The following is a 19,427-nucleotide window of genomic DNA, read 5'->3' as shown; positions in this document are numbered from 1 at the left end:
TCCGTTTTCGGATTTGTATGATGACAGGGATAACAGAAACGCATTGGCGTTCCGTAAACGTGGGTTTCGCGTTTGCAGACAGGACCAGCAAGGCGTCATTATCCACGCGATGACTCGTCCGCCCGCCCTCAAAGCCAAGGCTTCGATCCTGTTCGCGATGCCATTGCCGGAACCGTTTGATTATGCGGTACCTGAAGGCATGGAGTTGCGCGTTGGCGATCATGTCCGCGCGCCGCTGGGGCCGCGCTCGGCGCGCGGCGTGGTCTGGGCGCTGTCAGCCGATGATGGGTCCCGGAACCTGAAATCCGTCGAAAGCGTCTATGATTGTCCGCCCTTGTCGGACGCCATGCGCGAATTCATCGACTGGTCGGCGAAATATTTGGTCCAGCTGCCAGGTATCATGCTCCGCAATGTCCTCCGCAGTGAGGACACGCTGCTGCCGTCTCCAACCGAACTATTATTCGAAGCTTCCGGCATGGAGCCGGATCGCATGACGGACTCCCGCCGCAAAGTGCTGGATGTTGTGGCCGAGCACGGACCTGACAGCGCCGCCGAGCTGGCGCGCCTCGCCGGTGTCACGCCGGGCGTGGTGACCGGGCTAGTGAAGGCCGGCGGGCTGAACCGCATCGAGCGCCCCGCCGATCCGCCCTTTGATCCGCCAGATCCCGAGCGCCCGGGCGTCGAACTCGTCCCGCAGCAGGCCGATGCCGCCGAACAATTGAAGCGCATGGTCAGTGCGGGAGGTTTTCAGGCGGCGCTGCTGGACGGGGTGACCGGTTCGGGCAAGACCGAGGTCTATTTCGAGGCCATCGCGCATGCCCTGCGTGAAGACCCGGACGCCCAGATCCTTGTCCTTCTGCCCGAGATTGCCCTGACCCGGGCCGTCACGGCCCGCTTCATCCTGCGTTTCGGCGCCGAGCCGGCGGTCTGGCATTCCGATCAGGGCCACAAGGAGCGCCGTCGCATCTGGCGCGAGGTGAATGAAAACCGCGCCCGCATTGTCATCGGCGCCCGTTCGGCCCTGTTCCTGCCCTTCCAGAATCTGCGCCTCATCATCGTCGATGAGGAACATGACGCCACTTACAAGCAGGGCGACGGGTTGCATTATCAGGCGCGCGATCTGGCGGTCGTCCGTGCCCGGGCTTCGAAAGCGGCCATCGTGCTCGCCTCGGCCACACCCTCGATCGAGACGCTGGCGAATGCCCGTACCGGCCGTTACGCGCACATCCATCTGCCCGACCGGATCGGCAAGGCCGTCCTGCCAGACGTCACCACGATCGATTTGCGGGAGCACCGCCCGGCCAGGGGCCTGTGGCTCTCCGATCCTTTGGTCGATGCCATGGCCGAAACGCTGCAGCGTCACGAGCAAGTTCTCCTGTATCTCAACCGGCGGGGCTATGCGCCGCTCGTTCTGTGCCGCGATTGCGGGCACAAGATGAAATCCCCCGAAGTTGACGCTTTTCTGACCGAGCACCGCTATACGGGCCGTCTGATCTGCCATCTCACCGGTTTTTCCATGCCACGCCCGGAGAAATGCCCGGAATGCGGGGCGATCGATTCCCTGACCAGTGTGGGCCCGGGCGTCGAACGCGTGGCCGAGGAAGCGCGCGCGCGTTTCCCGAATGCACGGGTGGAAATCCTGTCGTCTGACACCGCCCATTCCGCCGAAGCGCTCTTGTCATTGATTGACCGGATGGAGCGCGGCGAGATCGACATTCTGGTCGGCACCCAGATTGCGGCCAAGGGCCATAACTTCCCCAACCTCACCCTGATCGGTGTGGTCGATGCCGATCTGGGCCTCGCCGGTGGGGATCCGCGCGCCGGGGAACGCACCTACCAGACTCTGGTCCAGGTGGCAGGCCGGGCGGGGCGGGCCGAGCGTCCGGGCCGGGCCCTTCTGCAAACCCATGATCCGGACCATGACGCGATTGCCGCGCTGGTCGCCGGTGATCGCGACCGCTTCATGGAAACCGAGACCATGGCGCGCGAAGTGCTGGGCCTGCCGCCCTTCGGGCGCCTCGCGGCGATCATCATTTCCTCGAAGGATGTCTATCAGGCCGATGATGAAGCCAAGAAATGGGCCAAACGCGCGCCCGATGCGGAAGGCGTCACCATCTGGGGCCCGGCCGAGCCGCGTTATGGCATGGTCCGCGGCTGGCATCGGCGCCGCCTTCTGGTGCGTGGCGAGCGGGATGTTGATATTTCGGCCTATGTCACGGCCTGGAAGCGCCGGATGAAACCACCCGCGGGCGTCCGCATCACCATCGATATCGAGCCTTACAGTTTTGTCTGACCGGCCAGGGTGAAGTCTGAGAGATCGAAGGCCGGGGTTTCGCCTATCGCCAGCGCCAGGGCGGCTTCTCCCACAGCAGGCGCAAATTTGTAGCCATGTCCGGAGCAGGCCGCGATCAGTATCGCGCCATCTTCTGCGGTGTCGATGATGAAGCGGTGGTCCCGCGTATTGGTAAAGCGGCAGACGCCGAAATCATCCGGGGCTGTGCAGTGCGGCAGGACCGCCTTCACGCAATCAGTCAGGATGGCCCGATCTGTTTCGTCCGCCTCGATTGTATCGCGATAGTCCGGTCCCTGTTCTTCCCGGTGATGATAGAGGCCCAGCTTCCATCGCTCCGGCGTGCCTCCCGGAAGGACATAGATCCGGCGCCCGTCGGGAAAGACCCGCTGGAAGGGCGGCACATTCTGCGGGCCGTCAAACCAGCCGATGACCTGACGTTCGACGGTGAGAGCGCTTTCCAGCCCGGCATGAAAGTCTCCAGCCCAGGGACCGGCAGTGTTGATCAGGCGTTTCACGTCGTGATGGCCGTAAGATGTGTGCAGCCGGAATCCCTCGGGTCGTGTTTCAACCCGGATCACCGGGCAGGCCCAGTGTAGTGCTGCGCCGTTCGCTTCAGCCAACCCGGCCATCGCGGCATTGGCGGCATCGCTCCGCAGATAGCCGCTGCCCGGCGCATGGATCGCCATCAGGTCATCCGGCAAATCCATCGCTGGAAAGCGCTGGCGCAATTCGCCCGCCTCCAGAACCTCGAACGCCTGTCCCGACGCGTCGGCACTCGCCAGCGCTTCGGCGATGAAATCGCTGCCTGCGATGCCGATATCCAGGCCACCGGTTTCAATGAATAATCGCTCGCCGGTGTCCGCCTCCAGTTCCGGCCAGAGCGCATAGGCGCGATCGAGAATTCCGGTATAGAGCGTGCCTTCCGAATAGATCCGCCGGATCATCCGGGTCTCGCCATGGCTGGACCCGCTGGAATGGCCCCGTTCGAACCGGTCAAAACCGGTCACGGAGAGGCCTTTCCGGCTGGCCATCCAGGCGCTCGCCAAACCCATCGCGCCCAATCCGATGATCCCGATCTCGTGCATGAACCGCCTCCTGGCCCGCACTGTGAGACAATCGGCCTACCGATCAAGCGGCGAAAACCCTGCCGCAAGCGGGTTGCCGCTCATAAGCCCCTGTGCTAAGCGGGCGCCCGACTGGAGAAGCGCGCGTCTTACGGGCGAAAGCGTGCTCCAAATTTCGCAACGTTCTCAAGTGCTTGGTGGTTGAGCCCTTCGACTCGCCAACACATTCGGCAAAGGCAGGCGACAGAACGATCCGATGAGTGGCGATACCGCGACAATCACCGGCGCAGCCGGACGTTATGCCAGCGCCCTTTTCGAGCTGGCCCAGGACGCGAAACTGGCCGACAAGGTCGAGGCCGATATGGCCGCCCTTGGCGCCATGATCGTGGAAAGCGAAGACCTGTCGACGGCGATGAAAAGCCCGCTGGTTGATGGTGACGCCAAGATGGGTGTCATTGCAGCTCTGGCTGACCAAGCCGGTTTCCAGACCCTGACGAAGAATGCGCTGATGGTCGCTGCCGAAAACGGCCGCGCCGGCGAGCTGGCTTCCATGGCTTCGGCCTATGTGAAACTGGCGGCTGAAGCGCGCGGCGTGGCCTCGGCCAGTGTAACCGCTGCCGTGAAGCTCACGGCGAAGGAAATTGACGCCCTCAAGGCGTCCTTGAAACGTGCCCTCGGGCGCGAGGTTGACGTCCGGACCCAAGAGGACCCGGATATTCTCGGCGGGCTGATCGTTCAGGTCGGTTCGCGCATGTATGATTCCTCCCTTCGGACCCAGCTCGAAGGACTCCGGACAGCGATGAAAGAGGCTTGAGTAGCGCCATGGACATCCGTGCCGCGGAAATTTCCGCAATCCTGAAAGACCAGATCAAGAATTACGGCGCCGAGGCCAAAGTCTCGGATGTAGGCCAGGTGCTCTCCGTCGGTGACGGTATCGCCCGCGTCTACGGCCTGGACGAAGTGAAAGCCGGTGAGCTCGTCGAGTTCCCGGGCGGCGTGAAGGGCATGGCCCTGAACCTCGAGCGCGACAATGTCGGCTGCGTGATCTTCGGCGACGACCGTGGCCTCAAGGAAGGCGACACCGTCAAGCGTCTCGGCGCGATCGTCGATACCGGCGTCGGCAAGGGCTATCTGGGCCGTGTCGTCAATGCGCTGGGCGAACCGATCGACGGCAAGGGCCCGATCGACGCGACCGAGCGCCGCCGTGTGGACGTGAAGGCTCCGGGCATCATCCCGCGTAAATCCGTGCATGAGCCGATGGCAACGGGCATCAAGTCGATCGACGGCATGATCCCGGTTGGCCGTGGCCAGCGCGAACTGATCATTGGCGACCGTCAGACCGGCAAGACCGCCATCGCCATCGACACCATCCTGAACCAGAAATCGGTCAACGACACCGACGATGAGAGCCAGAAGCTCTACTGTGTCTATGTCGCTGTCGGTCAGAAGCGTTCCACCGTTGCCCAGATCGTGAAGACGCTCGAGGAAAACGGTGCGATGGAATACACCACCGTGATCGCCGCCACCGCGTCCGATCCGGCCCCGATGCAGTTCCTGGCTCCGTTCACGGCCTGCGCCATCGGTGAATATTTCCGCGACAACGGCATGCATGGCCTGATCGTTTATGATGACCTGTCCAAGCAGGCTGTGGCTTACCGCCAGATGTCCCTGCTGCTGCGCCGCCCGCCGGGCCGCGAAGCCTATCCGGGTGACGTCTTCTATCTGCACTCCCGCCTGCTGGAACGTGCGGCCAAGATGAATGACGAGATGGGCGGCGGTTCGCTGACGGCTCTGCCGGTCATCGAAACCCAGGCCAATGACGTGTCGGCCTACATCCCGACCAATGTGATCTCGATCACGGACGGCCAGATCTTCCTTGAAACCGATTTGTTCTACCAGGGTATCCGCCCGGCCGTGAACGTCGGTCTCTCGGTGTCGCGTGTGGGTTCTGCTGCCCAGACCAAGGCGATGAAGCAGGTGGCCGGCAAGATGAAGGGTGAACTCGCCCAGTATCGTGAAATGGCCGCCTTCGCCCAGTTCGGTTCCGATCTGGATGCCGCAACCCAGCGCCTGCTGAACCGCGGCCAGCGCCTGACCGAGCTCCTGAAGCAGCCGCAATTCTCGCCGCTGACGATGGAAGAGCAGGTCTGCGTGATCTTTGCCGGTACCCGCGGTTATCTCGACAACGTCAAGGTGGGCGATGTCCGCCAGTACGAAGCCGAGCTTCTGCGTCACCTGCACGCCGATCATGCTGATCTTCTCAAGACCATTCGCGACGAGAAGAAGCTGAGCGACGAAACCGAGGGCAAGCTGTCCTCCGTCGTTGAAGCCTTCACCAAGAACTTCGCGTAAGGGACGGGAACCGGGAGAGCCGCATGGCTTCACTCAAAGACCTTCGCAATCGCATCGCCAGCGTGAAATCCACGCAGAAGATCACTAAGGCGATGCAGATGGTGGCAGCCGCCAAGCTGCGCCGGGCACAGGACGCTGCCGAGGCAGCCGGACCCTATGCCGGGCGCATGGCGTCGGTCATGGCGAATCTGTCGACCTCGATGAAGGATTCGCCGGGTGCGTCTCCGCTTCTGGTCGGCACCGGAAAATCGGACACCTATCTGCTGGTTGTCATGACGGCGGATCGCGGCCTTTGCGGTGGTTTCAACACCAATATCGTCCGCAAGGCCCGCGAGCGGGTTAACGCTCTGCAGTCGGATGGCAAGACGGTGAAGATCATCACCATCGGCAAGAAGGGTGCGGATCAGCTGAACCGCCTCTACAGCCAGCTGATCGTCAAGCGCTTCGACCTGGCCGGTGGCAAGAGTGTCGGCAAGGAAGCCGCCGGTGAATTCGGTTCCATCGTCCGCGAGATGTTCGAGGCCGGTGAATTCGACGTCTGCGAACTGATTTCGTCCGAATTCGTTTCGGTGATCTCGCAGAAGCCGCGCACCCAGACGCTGATCCCGGCGGTCGATGCCATTGATGAGGGCGTTGAGCGCCCGGATCTTGGTGGCGCCGTTTACGAATACGAGCCCGATGAGGAGGAAATCCTCAACGTGCTCCTGCCGCGTTATGTCGACACCATCCTGCTCTCGGCCCTGCTCGAGAACGCAGCCGGTGAAATGGGCGCCCGCATGGCCGCGATGGACAATGCCACGCGCAATGCCGGCGAACTGATCGACAAACTGAACCTTATCTATAACCGCACACGCCAGGCCAAGATCACGACGGAGCTGACTGAGATCATCTCCGGCGCCGAGGCCTTGTAAGTTACGTCCTGGAAGGAAATATCGAGATGGCACAGCTCAAAGGACGCGTTGCTCAGATTACGGGCGCTGTTGTCGACGTCGAATTCGACGGCGGCCTGCCGGACATTCTGAACGCTGTTGAAACCAAGAATGGCGACCAGAAGCTGGTCCTGGAAGTGGCTCAGCACCTGGGTGAAAACACGGTCCGCACGATCGCCATGGACGCGACCGAAGGCCTGCAGCGCGGTGCTGAAGTCGTGGACACCGGCTCGCCGATCACCGTTCCGGTGGGTCCGGGCGTGCTTGGCCGCATCCTGAACGTCACCGGCGACGCGATCGACGAAGCCGGCGATGTCGCCTCCGACATCCGCGCTCCGATCCACCGTCCGGCCCCGTCCTTCGAGGAGCAGGCCACGGAAGCGGAAATCCTGCCGACCGGTATCAAGGTTATCGACCTGCTCTGCCCGTACGCAAAAGGCGGCAAGATCGGCCTGTTCGGCGGTGCCGGCGTGGGCAAGACGGTTCTTATCCAGGAGCTGATCAATAACATCGCCAAGATGTTCGGTGGTTACTCGGTCTTCGCCGGCGTGGGTGAGCGCACCCGCGAAGGTAACGACCTTTACTGGGAAATGATCGAATCCGGCGTGAACAAGGACCCGTCCAAGGGTTCGGTTGAAGGTTCGCGTTGCGCCCTGGTCTTCGGTCAGATGAACGAGCCGCCGGGTGCCCGTGCCCGCGTCGCTCTGTCCGGTCTCGCCCAGGCAGAATATTTCCGCGATGAAGAAGGCAAGGACGTTCTGTTCTTCGTCGACAACATCTTCCGCTTCACCCAGGCCGGTTCGGAAGTGTCCGCCCTCCTGGGCCGGATCCCGTCCGCCGTGGGTTATCAGCCGACGCTGGCCACCGACATGGGTGCCCTGCAGGAGCGGATCACCTCGACCAAGAAGGGTTCGATCACCTCGGTGCAGGCCGTTTACGTGCCGGCCGATGACCTGACCGACCCGGCTCCGGCCACCACCTTCGCCCACCTGGATGCCACCACGGTTCTGAACCGGGCCATCTCGGAAAAGGGTATTTACCCGGCTGTGGACCCGCTCGACTCCACCTCGCGGATCCTCGACCCGCGCGTTGTCGGCGAAGACCACTACGAAACGGCCCGCCGCGTGCAGGAAATCCTGCAACGTTACAAGGCCCTCCAGGACATCATCGCCATCCTCGGCATGGACGAGCTGTCGGAAGAGGACAAGCTGATCGTGGCCCGCGCCCGGAAAGTGGAACGCTTCCTGTCGCAGCCGTTCGACGTGGCTGAAGTCTTCACCGGCTTCCCGGGCATCCAGGTGCCGGTCGCTGACACCGTGAAGGGCTTCAAGGCCATCGTGGACGGCGAATACGACCACCTGCCGGAACCGGCCTTCTACATGGTCGGCACCATTGAGGACGCCGTGAAGAAAGCCGAAGCCCTGGCTGCTGAAGCCGCCTAGATCTTCCGCTTCATTGGATTTTGGAAAGGCCGGTCATCGCGACCGGCCTTTTCTTTTGCGATTGACCCCGTCAAACTCTTCGCCAGACCGGGGGAACGATCCATGAAATTCATCGCCGCGATCGCAAGCCTGCTCCTGATCGCCGCTTCGCCGCCGCCTCCGCCGCCGGACGCGCCGGAGATCGCGCAGGGCGAGTTCGACGGGTATGATGGCGCAATCCTGTGGAATGCCTGGCGGCGCGCGACCTATGACGCGGCGGCCAATGGTGCGCTGGAGGCTTATGACAGCTATAATGCCGATCAGCCTGGTGCCATGATCGGAGCGTTGGGGCCACGCGGCCGGCGCGGGTCGCCCTTCTACTGGACCGAAACATTCCGCTTTGCTTACAACGAGATATGCCAGGGCGACGAGTGCCAGTGGCGTTATCATCATGTGAATGTCGAGGGCGAGACAACAGATTTCGATGCGATTGCCGAGCGCCTTTTCGATGGTGCGGCCGCCGCCGGATATCTGCGCGCAAACGGTCTGGAACCCGGACAGGATATTCCGGCGGACCATCGCGCGTTCGGGCGACAGGCCGAACTGGATGAAGCCGTCGCAGAACGCATTCGTCTCGTCAGCTATCTGGAAAGCGAGTGCCCGGATGTCGCGCATTGGCAGCAGCGATACGAGAGCCAGATCCCGCCGCCTGTGGCGACACCGGCAGGCGAAATTCCGCCGCATCCACTGCCGCCCCTGCCATTCAATGTTGCCATGCAGCTCGATATGCCGGGCTGGGCGGTCGGTTCTGACGAGCTTTGGGTGCGCCGCGAGGACTCAAGGGACCGTATTCTTCTGAACATTCTGGGCGCCATGCGGCCGTCTTGCTGAGGGCTGTCCGGAACGACGGTGACATCCCCTCTCCACAAGCGCGAAAAGGCCTGCTAAAAGCCGCCGCGAAAGACGAGGATTCGACATGGCCGACAAGCTTCACTTTGATCTGGTTTCTCCCGAGCGCCGCCTGTTCCAGGGCGAGGTCGATATGGTCGTTGTGCCGGGCGAAGAAGGTGATTTCGGTGTGCTGCAGGGGCACGCTCCGGTAATGAGCGCAATCCGCTCCGGCGCGATTGCTGTCCATGATGGCAATGATGTCACCCGGACCTTCATTCATGGTGGTTTTGCCGAAGTCACCCCGGCCGGTCTGACGGTTCTGGCCGAGGAGGCCATTGACCTCACCCAGGTTGACCGCGATCAGTTGGCCAAGGACCTCACCGAAGCGCGCGAAGACATCGGCCTTGCCCGCGACGATCACGAACGTCATGTCGCGGAAGCGAAAGTCGCCAAGCTCGAGGCGCTGACCGAAGCGCTGAACGGCTGATCGGCCTTACCGACATTATCGGATTTGCTGGCGTTGCCTGCGTCCTGTTTGCCTATTTCTGGCAGCAGACCAAGGGCGTCCGCGATGATGACTGGCGTCATCCCGTCATCAATGGCATTGGCGCCGTGCTCTTGCTGGTATCGTTGATCTACAAACCAAATCCGGCTTCGATCGCCATCGAGTTCTGCTGGTTCGGGATTAGTGTGATCGGACTGGTGCGAGCCTTGCGCAACCGTCAGCGCGCGAAGCGCGAGAATTCCGACGCCACAATCTCGTAGACCGGCTGTTTCCAGCCGATGATCAGGGGTGGCACATTCTCCAGCCTTTCCCACCGCCATTGATCAAATTCCTGCGGTGGCACAGCGGTAAGGTCAAAATCCTCGTCCTTGCCCAGCCAACGGAAAGCGAACCAGCGCTGTTTCTGGCCTTTCCATTTGAACCGCTTCTGATCCGGCCGCGCCGGCAGATCTGTTGGAAAGTCATAGGCCAGCCATCGATCAATGGATCCGAGCAATTCGAGTTGCTCAGGGCGGGCACCGGTCTCCTCCCAGGCCTCGCGCCGGGCCGCAGCTTCGGCATCTTCGCCCTTGTCCATTCCGCCCTGTGGAAACTGCCAGATATGGTCGCCTGATACGTCCGCGCGGCGTCCGATCCAGACCAGCCCGTCCGGATTGAACAGCACAGTGCCGGCATTGGGCCGGTGCTGCGGATAGGGATCGTCCATCAATGACGGTTTTCTGCGGCGGATGCGGTGCGCGCCGGACCGCCGCGTTCGGCCTGTTGCCGGGCCATGACGGCCGAAGGTGGTGCTAGCGCATAACCCCGCGCTTCGAGGCCCTCGGTCCATCGGGCAATCTGATCCACGGTCGAACGATAAGCGAAGCCGGCCCCGATGGATGAGCCATTCTGCAGAGCCAGCGCCTCAAGCGTCAGCAGCCGGTCATCGACGGCCGAGGGTGAGGGGTCCTCATCCAGTACGCGATCGGCGATGCCCCAATGGGCCTGCGCGCCATCGCCTGCGGCCTCGATGGTCGAGCGGCGTCCCGTGCCGTCATGCAGGAAGGCCACGCCCCGCTCCTCCAGTGTTGTCATGACATGCTCCAGCGCGGGCTCGGAGGTCGAGAAGCGGGCGCCAAGATAATTCGTCATGGCGAAATAACCGGTCGCCTGGCTCATCAGCCAGTAGAGGCGGCGGGAATTTTCCGCATTGGTCGCATCGGCCAGCAATGTGTGCGGACCGGGGTCGTTATTGGGATAGTCGAAAGGTTCCATCGGAACCTCGATCAGGACTTCGTGTCCGGCCGCGCGGGCGCGGTCGATCCAGCTTTGCAGATCGCGGGAATAGGGCGCAAAAGAGAGCGCGACTTCCGGCGGCAGATCATTGATAGCAGCTTCCGTGACGGCGCGATTAAGGCCCATGCCGCCGATCACGACCGAAATCATCGGCATGTTGGGATCGCCATGCCAGGGCCGCGCGTAGGCCTGGTCCGGGCGAGTGCCGTCGGGGCCGATAGATGGCAGAGGGCCAGAAGGGCCTGGCGTTGTCAGCCCTGCCAGCGGTGCTGCAACCAGCGCTTCCGGATTGGTCTGACCGGCATGTTCGGCCTCGGCGCGAGCCGGATCGGACCCGTGTTCCGGCTGCGGGGCCTCGAAGGTTTCCGGCGCGCCTGACAGGGAGGGCTCGATTTCCGTGTCGGTCTGGGTGAATTCGACCGGACGGCGAACTTCGGCAGTGTGGACCTCTTCCGCGCGGACGACCGGCGCTGGACCGAGGGCCTGCCGGGCGACCGGCGGGCGTCCATCGGCATCACCGAGAAAGGCGATCAGCGTTGCGCCCAGGGCAAAAAACAGCGCAGCGCCTAGCCCTGCAAAGGCTGGCCCCTTGAAGGCGGAAGCGGCGCTGAATGTCGAACTGCTCATGTCCGTCGGGCCCGTCACAGTCAGGTTTTCCGGCCGAATCACTTCAGCCGGACATCAGACTGATTGCTGCCCGTTGGCGGGTAAGAAAGGGTTAAGATGCGTTGTGCGCACCTGCGCCTATTGCAGGGAAGCCTGCTCGCTTTCGGTCAGTGCGCCGAGAATTTCCAGCGCACGATCCAGCTGGAAATCGCCGTCATAATCCTCCGGCGGCATTTCGACAGCGGCCAGATTATCATCCTCACGGCTGTTACCGGTGTCATTGGCCAGCGCGCCATCCAGCGAGGCCTCGCTATAGCGCTCCTCATCTTCCTCGATGATGCGGTGCGAAACGAGCCAGTTCGGGACAATGCCCGTGGCCTGGATAGACCGGCCGGACGGCGTGTAATAGCGGCCCGTGGTCAGGCGAAGGGCGCCATCGCGGCCACCGCGCAGCGGGATGATGGTCTGAACCGAGCCCTTGCCGAAACTGGTCATGCCGACCAGCGTCGCGCGCTCACGGTCCTGCAGGGCACCGGCAACGATTTCCGAGGCACTGGCAGAGCCCTCATTGATCAGCACGACAATCGGCGCGCCATTGATCATGTCGCCCGGACGGGCATTGTAACGCTGGTTTTCGCCCGGATTGCGGTAGCGCGTGGTGACGATCTCGCCGCCGTCCAGGAAAGTGTCTGTCACACCGATGGCCTGATCCAGCAGCCCGCCCGGATTGTAGCGCAGATCGATGACCACGCCGGGAATGTTGCCGTCAAAAGCTTCGCGCATCTCGGCCACGGCCTCGTGCAGCGTCTCGGTTGTGTGTTCATTGAATCCGGCAATCCGCAGATAGCCGAAGCCCTCTTCCTCGCGCCAGGCGACGGTGCGCAGCGGAATGGTCTCGCGCACCAGATTGAGATCGAATTCCTCTTCGCTCTCACGGAGAATGGTGATGGTCACCGGTTCTCCGATCGGACCCCGCATCAGATCAACGGCCTGATCGGTCGAGAAACCGACGATCGACTCGCCATCTACGGCGATGATCTGATCGCCCGGCTGGATACCGGCGCGTCCGGCTGGCGTGTCCTCATAGGGCGAAACCACGGTGATCAGATCGTCACGCGTGGTGATTTCCATGCCGAGGCCGCCATATTCGCCGCGGGTCGAGACCTGCATGTCCTGGAAGCTGTCGGGAGAAAGATAGCTGGAATGCGGATCCAGGCTCTCCAGCATGCCTTCAATGGCCGCCTCGATCAGAGCGCCGTCATCAATGTCGGTGACATAATCTGCCTCAACCCGGGACAGGACATCGCCGAACAATTCCAGATGCCGGTAGGTGTCTTCGCGCGAGGACGAGGTCTGGAAACCTTCCGCCGAGACGGCCAGGGCACCGGCGCCGAGAGCAAAAGCAATGGCTGCTGCAATGAAATTCAAACGCATGGTCACGAGTCCTTTTCTCTCGTCCCGCTCTATCCAGACCGCGTTCCGGTCCTCAGCCAGGGCCGGGGATCGATCGCGGTTTCTTCCCGCCGGATCTCCAGATACAAATCTGGTGCCGTTTCGCCCGATGTCGGCATTTCACCGACAGGCTCTCCGGCCAGAACCGACTGTCCGGCTTCGGCATAAACCGCGCCCAGACCGGCCAGAACAACATAGTAGTCGTCGCCAACGCTCAGGATCAATAGTCCGTTATATGTATTAAATGATCCCGCATATTCCACCCGCGCATCAAACGGGGCGATGACCTGACCGCCTCGGCGGGCCCGGATACGGATTCCGTCTATGGGATCGCCATTCTCGTCATCCTGCCGGAAAGCCAGCACGACAGGCCCCTCTACAGGCGGCCGGAGCTGTCCCCTTGCATCGGCAAAGCGCAGCGTTTCAATCGGTGCCATGGCGGCTCGCGCGGCCACTAGGCCGTCCTCCGGGCGCAAGACGGGGTCGGGGATTGTCTCGGGACGGATCAGCCGCCGCGGATTAAAGCGCGGTGAAATTTCTGTCATCCCGCGCAAGGTTTCGAGCAATTCGCGCAATGTCCGGGCCTGCTCGCCCGCAGTTGCGGCGACATCAGCCAGTCTCTCCGCGTCACCACGATGCCGGGATTCCAGCCGCCGGCGTTCGGCAATCAGCTCCCGGATTTCGGCTTGGTTGGCCGCCAACTGGTCCTCGGTCGACATCAGCGCGCCGCGCTCGGCTTCCAGTTCTGTACGGACCGAACGCAAATTCTCCAGCTCTTCCGCCAGAGCCTCGGCGCGGCTTTGCAATTCAGGCGTGATCGCGGCCAGAAGGCTGGCCGCGCGGGCGGCTTCCTCGGCTTCACCGGGGGCGGTGGCCAGCGCCGGTGGGGTTCCGCGTTCGATCCGCTGCAGAGCCGCCAGCACGTCAATCAGCGCTTCGCGATCGCTCAGCAGTCGCTCCAGAATGCCGGATTCCTGTTCTGCCAGCTCAGCAATATGGGCTTCAATATCTAGCGCGCGTTGTTCATTGGCGGTTGCCCGGCCCGCGGCCGTGACCAGGCGCGTCTGCAGCGCCACGATCTCAGCGGCCAGGGCGTTCGCCTCGCGTTGCGCGGCCTCTGCCTGTTCGCGGGCCTCGGCCTGTTCCTGTTCCAGCCGCTCGATCTCGTCCGGATCCGGCGGCGTAGCCGGGGTCTGGAGCAGGAGAACAAGGACAGCGGGCCACATGAGATCAATCCCGGTGATAGGGCGCGCCGGACAGAATCGACACGGCGCGGTATAATTGCTCGGCCAGCATGGCCCGAACCAGCATGTGCGGCCAGACGGCTTTTCCGAAGGATAGTGTGAGTTGTGGCGATCCGAAGGCGGAGCGGTCCAGCCCGTCAGCCCCGCCGATCACGAAGCAGGCCTCGCGGATACCATCATCACGCCAGCGGCCCAGAATGTCTGCCAGTTCGCGCGAGGAAAGCGCCTTGCCCCGCTCATCCATCAGGCATAGCGCACAGCCTTGCGGCACTTGCGCAGCCAATGCCTCCGACTCAGCGGTTTTCCCGTTGATGGAGCGGATATCAATCTCGGTTTCCTGAAGAGGTCCCAGCCCGATGGCCGGCCCGCCACCCCGGATTCGCTCGGCATAGCGTTCGATCAGTTCGCGTTCGGGGCCGGACTTCAACCGGCCGGCCGCGATGATCCGTAAAAGCATGAAATCTAGCTGTCAGCGCCCTGTGGCGGCTCTACCGACCACATGCGTTCAAGATTGTAGAATGTGCGGACTTCCGGCCGGAAAATGTGCAGCACGACATCCCCGGCATCGATCAACACCCAGTCGCCGGCTTCCAGTCCTTCTGCCCGCGCCTTGCCCATGCCTGTTTCCTTGAGCTTGCGGAGGACATGGTCGGCAATAGCGCCGACATGGCGGTGCGAGCGGCCGGACGCGATCATCATGAAATCGGTAACCGAGGATTTCCCACGCAGGTCAATCGATAGAATGTCTTCCGCCTTGTCGTCCTCCAGAACGCCCATGATCAGGGCTTCGAGGGCTTCGCCGGCATGTTCGTCCTTTGGCGGAAGAACCGGGGCGGCTTCGGCGGCCTTGGCCGTCCGTTCAGTTTGCGTGGTCAGCGGTCTGCTCCTTGGTACGTTTGCCAGACAATACTAGCACAGACCTCAGGCGCGTTCGAGCCAGTAGAGTGTGAAATAACCGCGTTCATCACTCCAGTGTGCCTTCACGGTCAGCCCTGCGGAAGCCGCCAGCGCACCAAAGCGGTCGATCGTGAACTTGTGAGAGTTCTCTGTGTGGATGGTCTCGCCCATTTTCATGGCGAAGGTTTTTCCCGAAACCGTGAATGTCAGGTCATGCTCGGCGACCAGATGCATCTCCACGCGAGCCAGTTCGGAATTCCAGACAGCGCGATGAGAGAAAGCATCGATATCAATATCTCCGTTCAGCTCGCGATTGATCCGGGTCAGCAGATTCAGATTGAAGGCCGCGGTCACGCCTTGCGTATCGTCATAGGCTGTTTCCAGCACTTCGGCGGACTTGACCCGGTCGGCACCGATCAGAATGGCATCGCCCGCCCGCAGCCAGCCGCGAAAGCGCTCGAGCAGCGATTTTGAGCCGGCGGGTTCGAAATTTCCGATCGTGGAGCCCGGAAAGAAGACGAGGCGCTTGCCATCCGGGATTGGCAGGTCATCAATGGGCACGGGCTGAGTGAAATCGGCACAGACTGCGCCGACAGACAGCCCGTCAAAGCGGGCGGCTAGATCCTCGCAGGCGGCGACGAGATGGTCCCTGGAAATATCGAGGCCGATATAGCCGGCAGGCTGGTCCAGTGCGGTCAGCAGCTTGTCGATTTTCACGCTGGAACCGGATCCGGGCTCGATCACCACGGCACCCGGCCCGGCCATTTCGGCAATATCCCCTGCAATCGTGTCGAGAATGCCCAGCTCGGTCCGCGTGACATAATAGTCGTCGGTTCCGGTGATATCATCGAACAGGGCCGAGCCTCGCGCATCATAGAAATGCTTGGGCGGAATAGACTTTTGCGGCTTGGCCAGCCCGGTCAGAACATCCTCGAGGAAGCGGGATTTCGGCGGATGCAGATCTTCAAAGAAGGAAAGCCCGCCAGCTTTCTTTGACGATGTCATGGAAGGCGCTCGGCTGCGGCTGACATTCAGGGTGTGTCGCCGCGAAGAAGCGACGAAGCTTCGCTGTGTAAACGTTCTGTCAGATAGGTCCACCCCGGGGGCGATGTCCGGCCTAGCATTTTTGCGCGGGCTTCGCTGACGCGGGCCTGCGCCATCTGGCGGGCGGCGGGCGACAGACGGGCACGGACCGGATCCTGCGGCCGGGCAATAATTGCGATCGGCGTCGTCGCCGCAATGTCCTGCCAGCGATGCCATCGGTGGAAGTTTTTCAGATTGTCTGCCCCCATGATCCAGACAAAACGCACGCCCGGATACCGGTCCTGGAGGACCTTGATCAGTTCCGCCGTTGTCCGGATACCGGTGCGGCTCTCGATATCGCTGACCACCATGCGAGGGCCGGCCGCCATTTCCTGAACGCCGATATAGCGGCGCAGGAAGTCGCCGGCCTGTCTTTCCTTGAGCGGGTTCTGGGGCGACACAATCCACCACACCCGGTCCAGCCCCAGCTTTCTCAGCGCGGTTTGCGCGACGTGCAGATGCCCGCGATGTACCGGATCAAAACTGCCGCCGAACAGGCCCACTGTCATGCCGGGCTTCAGGGCCTCGCCCTTGAGGGGAGCGGCCCGGCGGCCACGACGAATCGCGCCGGAAAACCTTACCGGGGACGATCGCCGGCTCACGGTGTCCAGGGCTCCTCGGGTTCGGCAGTCTCTTCAATTTCTTCGCCGCGGGCTTTCCTGATCTGGTCCCAGACGGCGAACAGCGCCTCGCGGACATTTTCCTGGCTGGCACCGGAAATCGTCATCACCGGCTTGCCACAGGCCGCTTCCAGTTCGGCGATCTTGTCGCCCAGCTCGTCCTCGGGGATCGCATCGATCTTGTTCAGCGCGACGATTTCAGGCTTGTCCGTCAGACCGCTGCCATAGGCTTCCAGCTCGTGGCGGACGGTTCTGTACGCTTCGCCGACATTCTCCTGCGTGCCATCCACCAGGTGCAAAAGCGTGGCGCAGCGCTCGATATGGCCCAGGAAACGGTCGCCAATCCCGGCGCCTTCATGCGCGCCTTCGATCAGGCCAGGAATGTCGGCGATCACGAAACGCGCGTCAGAGGCCAAATCCACGACGCCCAGATGCGGGTGCAGAGTGGTGAAAGGATAGGCGGCAATCTTCGGATGCGCGCGGCTGACGGCTGAGAGAAAGGTCGACTTGCCGGCATTCGGCAGGCCGACCAGGCCGGCATCGGCAATCAGTTTCAGCCGCAGCCAGATCCAACGTTCAACGCCCGGCTCGCCCTTCTGGGCATGCCGCGGGGCCTGATTGGTCGAGGATTTGAAAAACGCATTGCCCTTGCCGCCGCGCCCGCCTTCCATCAGCAGGACGCGCTGGCCGGGTTCGGTCAGATCCAGCAGCACGGTCTCGCGGTCCTCGTCCAGGATCTGTGTGCCCACGGGCAGTTTCAGGACCACGTCCTTGCCGGCGGCGCCCGTGCGATTGGCGCCCGACCCGCCATCACCCTTGGCGGCCTTGAAGTGCTGCTGGTAGCGATAGTCGATCAGCGTGTTGAGGCCCTCGACGGTCTCGGCCCAGACATCGCCGCCCTTGCCGCCATCGCCGCCATCCGGGCCGCCGAACTCGACATACTTCTCCCGCCGGAAGCCGACAGCTCCGTTGCCGCCATCACCCGAGCGGATAAAGATCTTGGCCTGATCAAGGAATTTCATGACGAACCGTTTTCGTGTTTCGCGTCTCTATACGCGGTCTTGACCGGATTGGCATCCATTGCACTGAAAATGCGTGCCCGGTTAGACCGCCAGCGCCATATCCAGACTGACCGCGTAATCCATCCGCCCCATGGAGAACAGGCGCCGGGTTTCCCCGGTATAGGCAAAGCCAAGCTTTTCCAGCACCCGGCCGGACGCCGGATTATCCTCGAAATGCCCGGCGGTGATGGAAGGTGGAGACAGGTCTTCGCGGACCGCCGCGATCAGCGCACGGCCCGCCTCGGTGGCGATGCCCTGGCCACGGACGGACGGCCCGGTCCAGTAGCCGATTTCGATGCCTTCATCCTCCGGCTTGCGCTTGAAGGCGCCGCACGCCCCGATCAGGACATCGTCATCGCGCCGGGCGATGGCCCAGCTTCCGCCAGGCCTCTTCCCGTGCGCGGCGCGCGCGGTCAGAACATAAAGTTCGGCGGCGAGCAGCGGGTAGGGGTGTGGCACACGGGCCGTATAGCGCGCGATGCTGCCATCGCGGCAGTGTTCGTGGATCGCCGACGCATCGGCAAAGTCCATTGGCCGCAATATCAACCGTTCGGTTTCGATCCTCTGGCGCATGGATCTCATCTCCGAAAGGGGAAAGAAAAAGGGGAGACGGAACCCGCCTCCCCTTGATCTGTTTCACCGGTTCCGCCCTTGCAGGGGCAAACCGGTCCGGTCCGATTGCCCTATTTGGCGTCTTCCGCCGGAATCACCGAGGCAAACATCTTGCCGCCGGATTTCTTGGCGAACGCCACACGGCCGCCGGTCAGCGCGAACAGGGTGTGATCCTTGCCCATGCCGACATTCTCGCCCGGATAGAATTTGGTGCCGCGCTGACGCACGATGATGTTGCCCGGAACGACTTCCTGGCCACCGAATTTCTTTACGCCCAGGCGCCGGCCTTCTGAGTCGCGCCCGTTACGGGATGAACCGCCTGCTTTTTTATGAGCCATGGATTAGTCCTCCGACTTCTTCGCAGCCGGCTTCTTGGCTGCGGCTTTCTTCGGGGCTGCCTTCTTGGCAGCCGGCTTTTTGGCCGCTGCCTTGGTTTCACCAGCAGCCTTCTTCGGCGCGGCTTTTTTGGCAGCAGGTTTCTTGGCGGCCGGCTTGGTGTCAGCGTCGCCTGCCGTCTTGGCCGGAGCGGCTTTCTTGGCGGCCGGCTTCTTGGCGCCCGGCTCGAGGATCTCGGCGATCCGGAGCTTCGAGAACCACTGACGGTGACCGGCTTTGCGGCGATAGTTCTGACGGCGGCGCTTCTTGAAGACGATCACCTTCTTGTCGCGCGCATTTTCCAGCAGCTCGGCCACAACCGAAGCGCCTTCAACGAGCGGAGCACCAACGGTGACGCCCTTGTCACCGCCCAGCATCAGGACATTCTCGATGACAATGTTGTCACCGGCCTGGCCTTCAAGTTTTTCGACAGAGATCTCGTCGCCGGGGGCGACGGTGTACTGCTTGCCGCCAGTCTGGATGACTGCGAACATGGTCTTTTCCTTTCTGCAACAGGACTTTTTCGCCTGCTCTTTTTCTTCCCCGCCTGTCCCGGCGGGCGTTGTTGACCGGCTCTAGGCCGAAATGAGCGCGGGACATACCCCCAAGAGACGCTGACTGTCAACGCGAAAAGCGCGTCCTGCCGGGCGGATAGCGGCAAGTCGGAATAGATTTTATCAAAACGCTCAGCCAAATCGCGCGCTCCCAGCGGAGAGGTGCCGGAGGAGTCGCCCCGCGCTGGCATTG

At 62.4% G+C, this 19,427-nt stretch carries 21 protein-coding genes; 8 read left to right on the top strand and 13 right to left on the bottom strand.

The window, feature by feature from the left end; translation table 11 throughout:
* Nucleotides 1-109 precede the first annotated feature (109 nt).
* Nucleotides 110-2,293 (top strand): primosomal protein N', encoded by a 2,184-nt coding sequence (locus V0U79_RS11015; protein ID WP_330199566.1) that lies wholly within the window; start codon nucleotides 110-112, stop codon nucleotides 2,291-2,293.
* Here the strand turns inward: V0U79_RS11015 and solA are convergent.
* The gene (solA, locus tag V0U79_RS11010) at nucleotides 2,278-3,378 is read right to left on the bottom strand and encodes an N-methyl-L-tryptophan oxidase (RefSeq protein WP_330199565.1); all 1,101 of its coding nucleotides are present in this window, start codon (nucleotides 3,376-3,378) and stop codon (nucleotides 2,278-2,280) included. The two genes, V0U79_RS11015 and solA, sit on opposite strands and share 16 nt — an antisense overlap.
* 235 nt (nucleotides 3,379-3,613) lie before the next feature.
* Between solA and V0U79_RS11005 the strand changes: the two genes are divergently transcribed.
* The 7 genes from V0U79_RS11005 (at nucleotide 3,614) to V0U79_RS13740 (ending at nucleotide 9,715) form a co-directional block, all read left to right on the top strand.
* Nucleotides 3,614-4,171 (top strand): F0F1 ATP synthase subunit delta, encoded by a 558-nt coding sequence (locus V0U79_RS11005; RefSeq protein ID WP_330199564.1) that lies wholly within the window; start codon nucleotides 3,614-3,616, stop codon nucleotides 4,169-4,171.
* 8 nt (nucleotides 4,172-4,179) lie between these two features.
* Nucleotides 4,180-5,709 (top strand): F0F1 ATP synthase subunit alpha, encoded by a 1,530-nt coding sequence (gene atpA, locus V0U79_RS11000; RefSeq protein WP_330199563.1) that lies wholly within the window; start codon nucleotides 4,180-4,182, stop codon nucleotides 5,707-5,709.
* A gap of 23 nt (nucleotides 5,710-5,732) precedes the next feature.
* Nucleotides 5,733-6,620 carry a F0F1 ATP synthase subunit gamma gene (locus tag V0U79_RS10995; protein ID WP_330199562.1) on the top strand — a complete coding sequence of 296 codons (888 nt, stop codon included), beginning with the start codon at nucleotides 5,733-5,735 and terminating at the stop codon, nucleotides 6,618-6,620.
* 26 nt (nucleotides 6,621-6,646) lie between these two features.
* Entirely contained in the window at nucleotides 6,647-8,080 is a 1,434-nt protein-coding gene (atpD, locus tag V0U79_RS10990; RefSeq protein ID WP_330199561.1) for a F0F1 ATP synthase subunit beta, read from the top strand.
* Between the two features lie 102 nt (nucleotides 8,081-8,182).
* Entirely contained in the window at nucleotides 8,183-8,950 is a 768-nt protein-coding gene (locus V0U79_RS10985; protein ID WP_330199560.1) for a hypothetical protein, read from the top strand.
* Between the two features lie 85 nt (nucleotides 8,951-9,035).
* Entirely contained in the window at nucleotides 9,036-9,437 is a 402-nt protein-coding gene (locus V0U79_RS10980) for a F0F1 ATP synthase subunit epsilon (RefSeq protein ID WP_330199559.1), read from the top strand.
* A complete protein-coding gene (locus V0U79_RS13740) occupies nucleotides 9,434-9,715 on the top strand; it encodes a CBU_0592 family membrane protein (RefSeq protein WP_444881630.1) in 282 nt (93 codons plus the stop codon). The genes V0U79_RS10980 and V0U79_RS13740 overlap by 4 nt, the downstream gene beginning before the upstream one ends.
* Here V0U79_RS13740 and V0U79_RS10975 read toward each other — a convergent pair.
* The 12 genes from V0U79_RS10975 to rplU all read right to left on the bottom strand — a co-directional run bounded on the left by V0U79_RS10975 (nucleotide 9,673) and on the right by rplU (nucleotide 19,174).
* Nucleotides 9,673-10,161 (bottom strand): RNA pyrophosphohydrolase, encoded by a 489-nt coding sequence (locus V0U79_RS10975; protein WP_330199558.1) that lies wholly within the window; start codon nucleotides 10,159-10,161, stop codon nucleotides 9,673-9,675. The two genes, V0U79_RS13740 and V0U79_RS10975, sit on opposite strands and share 43 nt — an antisense overlap.
* Nucleotides 10,161-11,357: a divergent polysaccharide deacetylase family protein gene (locus V0U79_RS10970; protein ID WP_330199557.1), complete on the bottom strand. Its 1,197-nt coding sequence runs from the start codon at nucleotides 11,355-11,357 to the stop codon at nucleotides 10,161-10,163. Before V0U79_RS10970 ends, V0U79_RS10975 begins: the two co-directional genes overlap by 1 nt.
* Before the next feature lie 117 nt (nucleotides 11,358-11,474).
* The gene (locus tag V0U79_RS10965) at nucleotides 11,475-12,770 is read right to left on the bottom strand and encodes a S41 family peptidase (protein ID WP_330199556.1); all 1,296 of its coding nucleotides are present in this window, start codon (nucleotides 12,768-12,770) and stop codon (nucleotides 11,475-11,477) included.
* Between the two features lie 29 nt (nucleotides 12,771-12,799).
* Complete coding sequence (locus V0U79_RS10960) at nucleotides 12,800-14,014, bottom strand: murein hydrolase activator EnvC family protein (protein ID WP_330199555.1); 1,215 nt, start codon at nucleotides 14,012-14,014, stop codon at nucleotides 12,800-12,802.
* 4 nt (nucleotides 14,015-14,018) lie between these two features.
* Nucleotides 14,019-14,489 (bottom strand): 23S rRNA (pseudouridine(1915)-N(3))-methyltransferase RlmH, encoded by a 471-nt coding sequence (rlmH, locus tag V0U79_RS10955; protein WP_330199554.1) that lies wholly within the window; start codon nucleotides 14,487-14,489, stop codon nucleotides 14,019-14,021.
* 5 nt (nucleotides 14,490-14,494) lie between these two features.
* Nucleotides 14,495-14,908 (bottom strand): ribosome silencing factor, encoded by a 414-nt coding sequence (gene rsfS, locus V0U79_RS10950; protein ID WP_373696471.1) that lies wholly within the window; start codon nucleotides 14,906-14,908, stop codon nucleotides 14,495-14,497.
* A 45-nt stretch (nucleotides 14,909-14,953) separates the two neighbouring features.
* Nucleotides 14,954-15,934: an L-histidine N(alpha)-methyltransferase gene (gene egtD / locus V0U79_RS10945; RefSeq protein WP_330199552.1), complete on the bottom strand. Its 981-nt coding sequence runs from the start codon at nucleotides 15,932-15,934 to the stop codon at nucleotides 14,954-14,956.
* Between the two features lie 26 nt (nucleotides 15,935-15,960).
* Nucleotides 15,961-16,533, bottom strand: a complete 573-nt coding sequence (locus V0U79_RS10940; protein WP_373696470.1) for a nicotinate-nucleotide adenylyltransferase — start codon at nucleotides 16,531-16,533, stop codon at nucleotides 15,961-15,963.
* Nucleotides 16,534-16,610: 77 nt separating this feature from the next.
* Nucleotides 16,611-17,654, bottom strand: a complete 1,044-nt coding sequence (gene obgE, locus V0U79_RS10935; RefSeq protein WP_330199550.1) for a GTPase ObgE — start codon at nucleotides 17,652-17,654, stop codon at nucleotides 16,611-16,613.
* A gap of 81 nt (nucleotides 17,655-17,735) precedes the next feature.
* Nucleotides 17,736-18,266 carry a GNAT family N-acetyltransferase gene (locus V0U79_RS10930; RefSeq protein ID WP_330199549.1) on the bottom strand — a complete coding sequence of 177 codons (531 nt, stop codon included), beginning with the start codon at nucleotides 18,264-18,266 and terminating at the stop codon, nucleotides 17,736-17,738.
* Nucleotides 18,267-18,376: 110 nt separating this feature from the next.
* Nucleotides 18,377-18,643, bottom strand: a complete 267-nt coding sequence (rpmA, locus tag V0U79_RS10925) for a 50S ribosomal protein L27 (protein ID WP_330199548.1) — start codon at nucleotides 18,641-18,643, stop codon at nucleotides 18,377-18,379.
* 3 nt (nucleotides 18,644-18,646) lie between these two features.
* On the bottom strand, nucleotides 18,647-19,174 hold the full coding sequence (gene rplU / locus V0U79_RS10920) for a 50S ribosomal protein L21 (RefSeq protein WP_330199547.1): 528 nt from the start codon (nucleotides 19,172-19,174) through the stop codon (nucleotides 18,647-18,649).
* Nucleotides 19,175-19,427: the final 253 nt, after the last annotated feature.

The organism is Hyphobacterium lacteum, assembly GCF_036330345.1.
GTDB lineage: Bacteria > Pseudomonadota > Alphaproteobacteria > Caulobacterales > Maricaulaceae > Hyphobacterium > Hyphobacterium lacteum.
Note: the sequence above shows the minus strand (reverse complement) of the source record. Positions and strands in the feature narration are given on the sequence as shown.

Bases quoted from the DNA above. Each gene is read 5' to 3' on its own strand.
- V0U79_RS11015 (WP_330199566.1), top strand. From the start codon at position 110: ATGACTCGTCCGCCCGCCCTCAAAGCCAAGGCTTCGATCCTGTTCGCG.
- solA (WP_330199565.1), bottom strand. From the start codon at position 3,378: ATGCACGAGATCGGGATCATCGGATTGGGCGCGATGGGTTTGGCGAGC.
- V0U79_RS11005 (WP_330199564.1), top strand. From the start codon at position 3,614: ATGAGTGGCGATACCGCGACAATCACCGGCGCAGCCGGACGTTATGCC.
- atpA (WP_330199563.1), top strand. From the start codon at position 4,180: ATGGACATCCGTGCCGCGGAAATTTCCGCAATCCTGAAAGACCAGATC.
- V0U79_RS10995 (WP_330199562.1), top strand. From the start codon at position 5,733: ATGGCTTCACTCAAAGACCTTCGCAATCGCATCGCCAGCGTGAAATCC.
- atpD (WP_330199561.1), top strand. From the start codon at position 6,647: ATGGCACAGCTCAAAGGACGCGTTGCTCAGATTACGGGCGCTGTTGTC.
- V0U79_RS10985 (WP_330199560.1), top strand. From the start codon at position 8,183: ATGAAATTCATCGCCGCGATCGCAAGCCTGCTCCTGATCGCCGCTTCG.
- V0U79_RS10980 (WP_330199559.1), top strand. From the start codon at position 9,036: ATGGCCGACAAGCTTCACTTTGATCTGGTTTCTCCCGAGCGCCGCCTG.
- V0U79_RS10975 (WP_330199558.1), bottom strand. From the start codon at position 10,161: ATGGACGATCCCTATCCGCAGCACCGGCCCAATGCCGGCACTGTGCTG.
- V0U79_RS10970 (WP_330199557.1), bottom strand. From the start codon at position 11,357: ATGAGCAGTTCGACATTCAGCGCCGCTTCCGCCTTCAAGGGGCCAGCC.
- V0U79_RS10965 (WP_330199556.1), bottom strand. From the start codon at position 12,770: ATGCGTTTGAATTTCATTGCAGCAGCCATTGCTTTTGCTCTCGGCGCC.
- V0U79_RS10960 (WP_330199555.1), bottom strand. From the start codon at position 14,014: ATGTGGCCCGCTGTCCTTGTTCTCCTGCTCCAGACCCCGGCTACGCCG.
- rlmH (WP_330199554.1), bottom strand. From the start codon at position 14,489: ATGCTTTTACGGATCATCGCGGCCGGCCGGTTGAAGTCCGGCCCCGAA.
- egtD (WP_330199552.1), bottom strand. From the start codon at position 15,934: ATGACATCGTCAAAGAAAGCTGGCGGGCTTTCCTTCTTTGAAGATCTG.
- obgE (WP_330199550.1), bottom strand. From the start codon at position 17,654: ATGAAATTCCTTGATCAGGCCAAGATCTTTATCCGCTCGGGTGATGGC.
- V0U79_RS10930 (WP_330199549.1), bottom strand. From the start codon at position 18,266: ATGCGCCAGAGGATCGAAACCGAACGGTTGATATTGCGGCCAATGGAC.
- rpmA (WP_330199548.1), bottom strand. From the start codon at position 18,643: ATGGCTCATAAAAAAGCAGGCGGTTCATCCCGTAACGGGCGCGACTCA.
- rplU (WP_330199547.1), bottom strand. From the start codon at position 19,174: ATGTTCGCAGTCATCCAGACTGGCGGCAAGCAGTACACCGTCGCCCCC.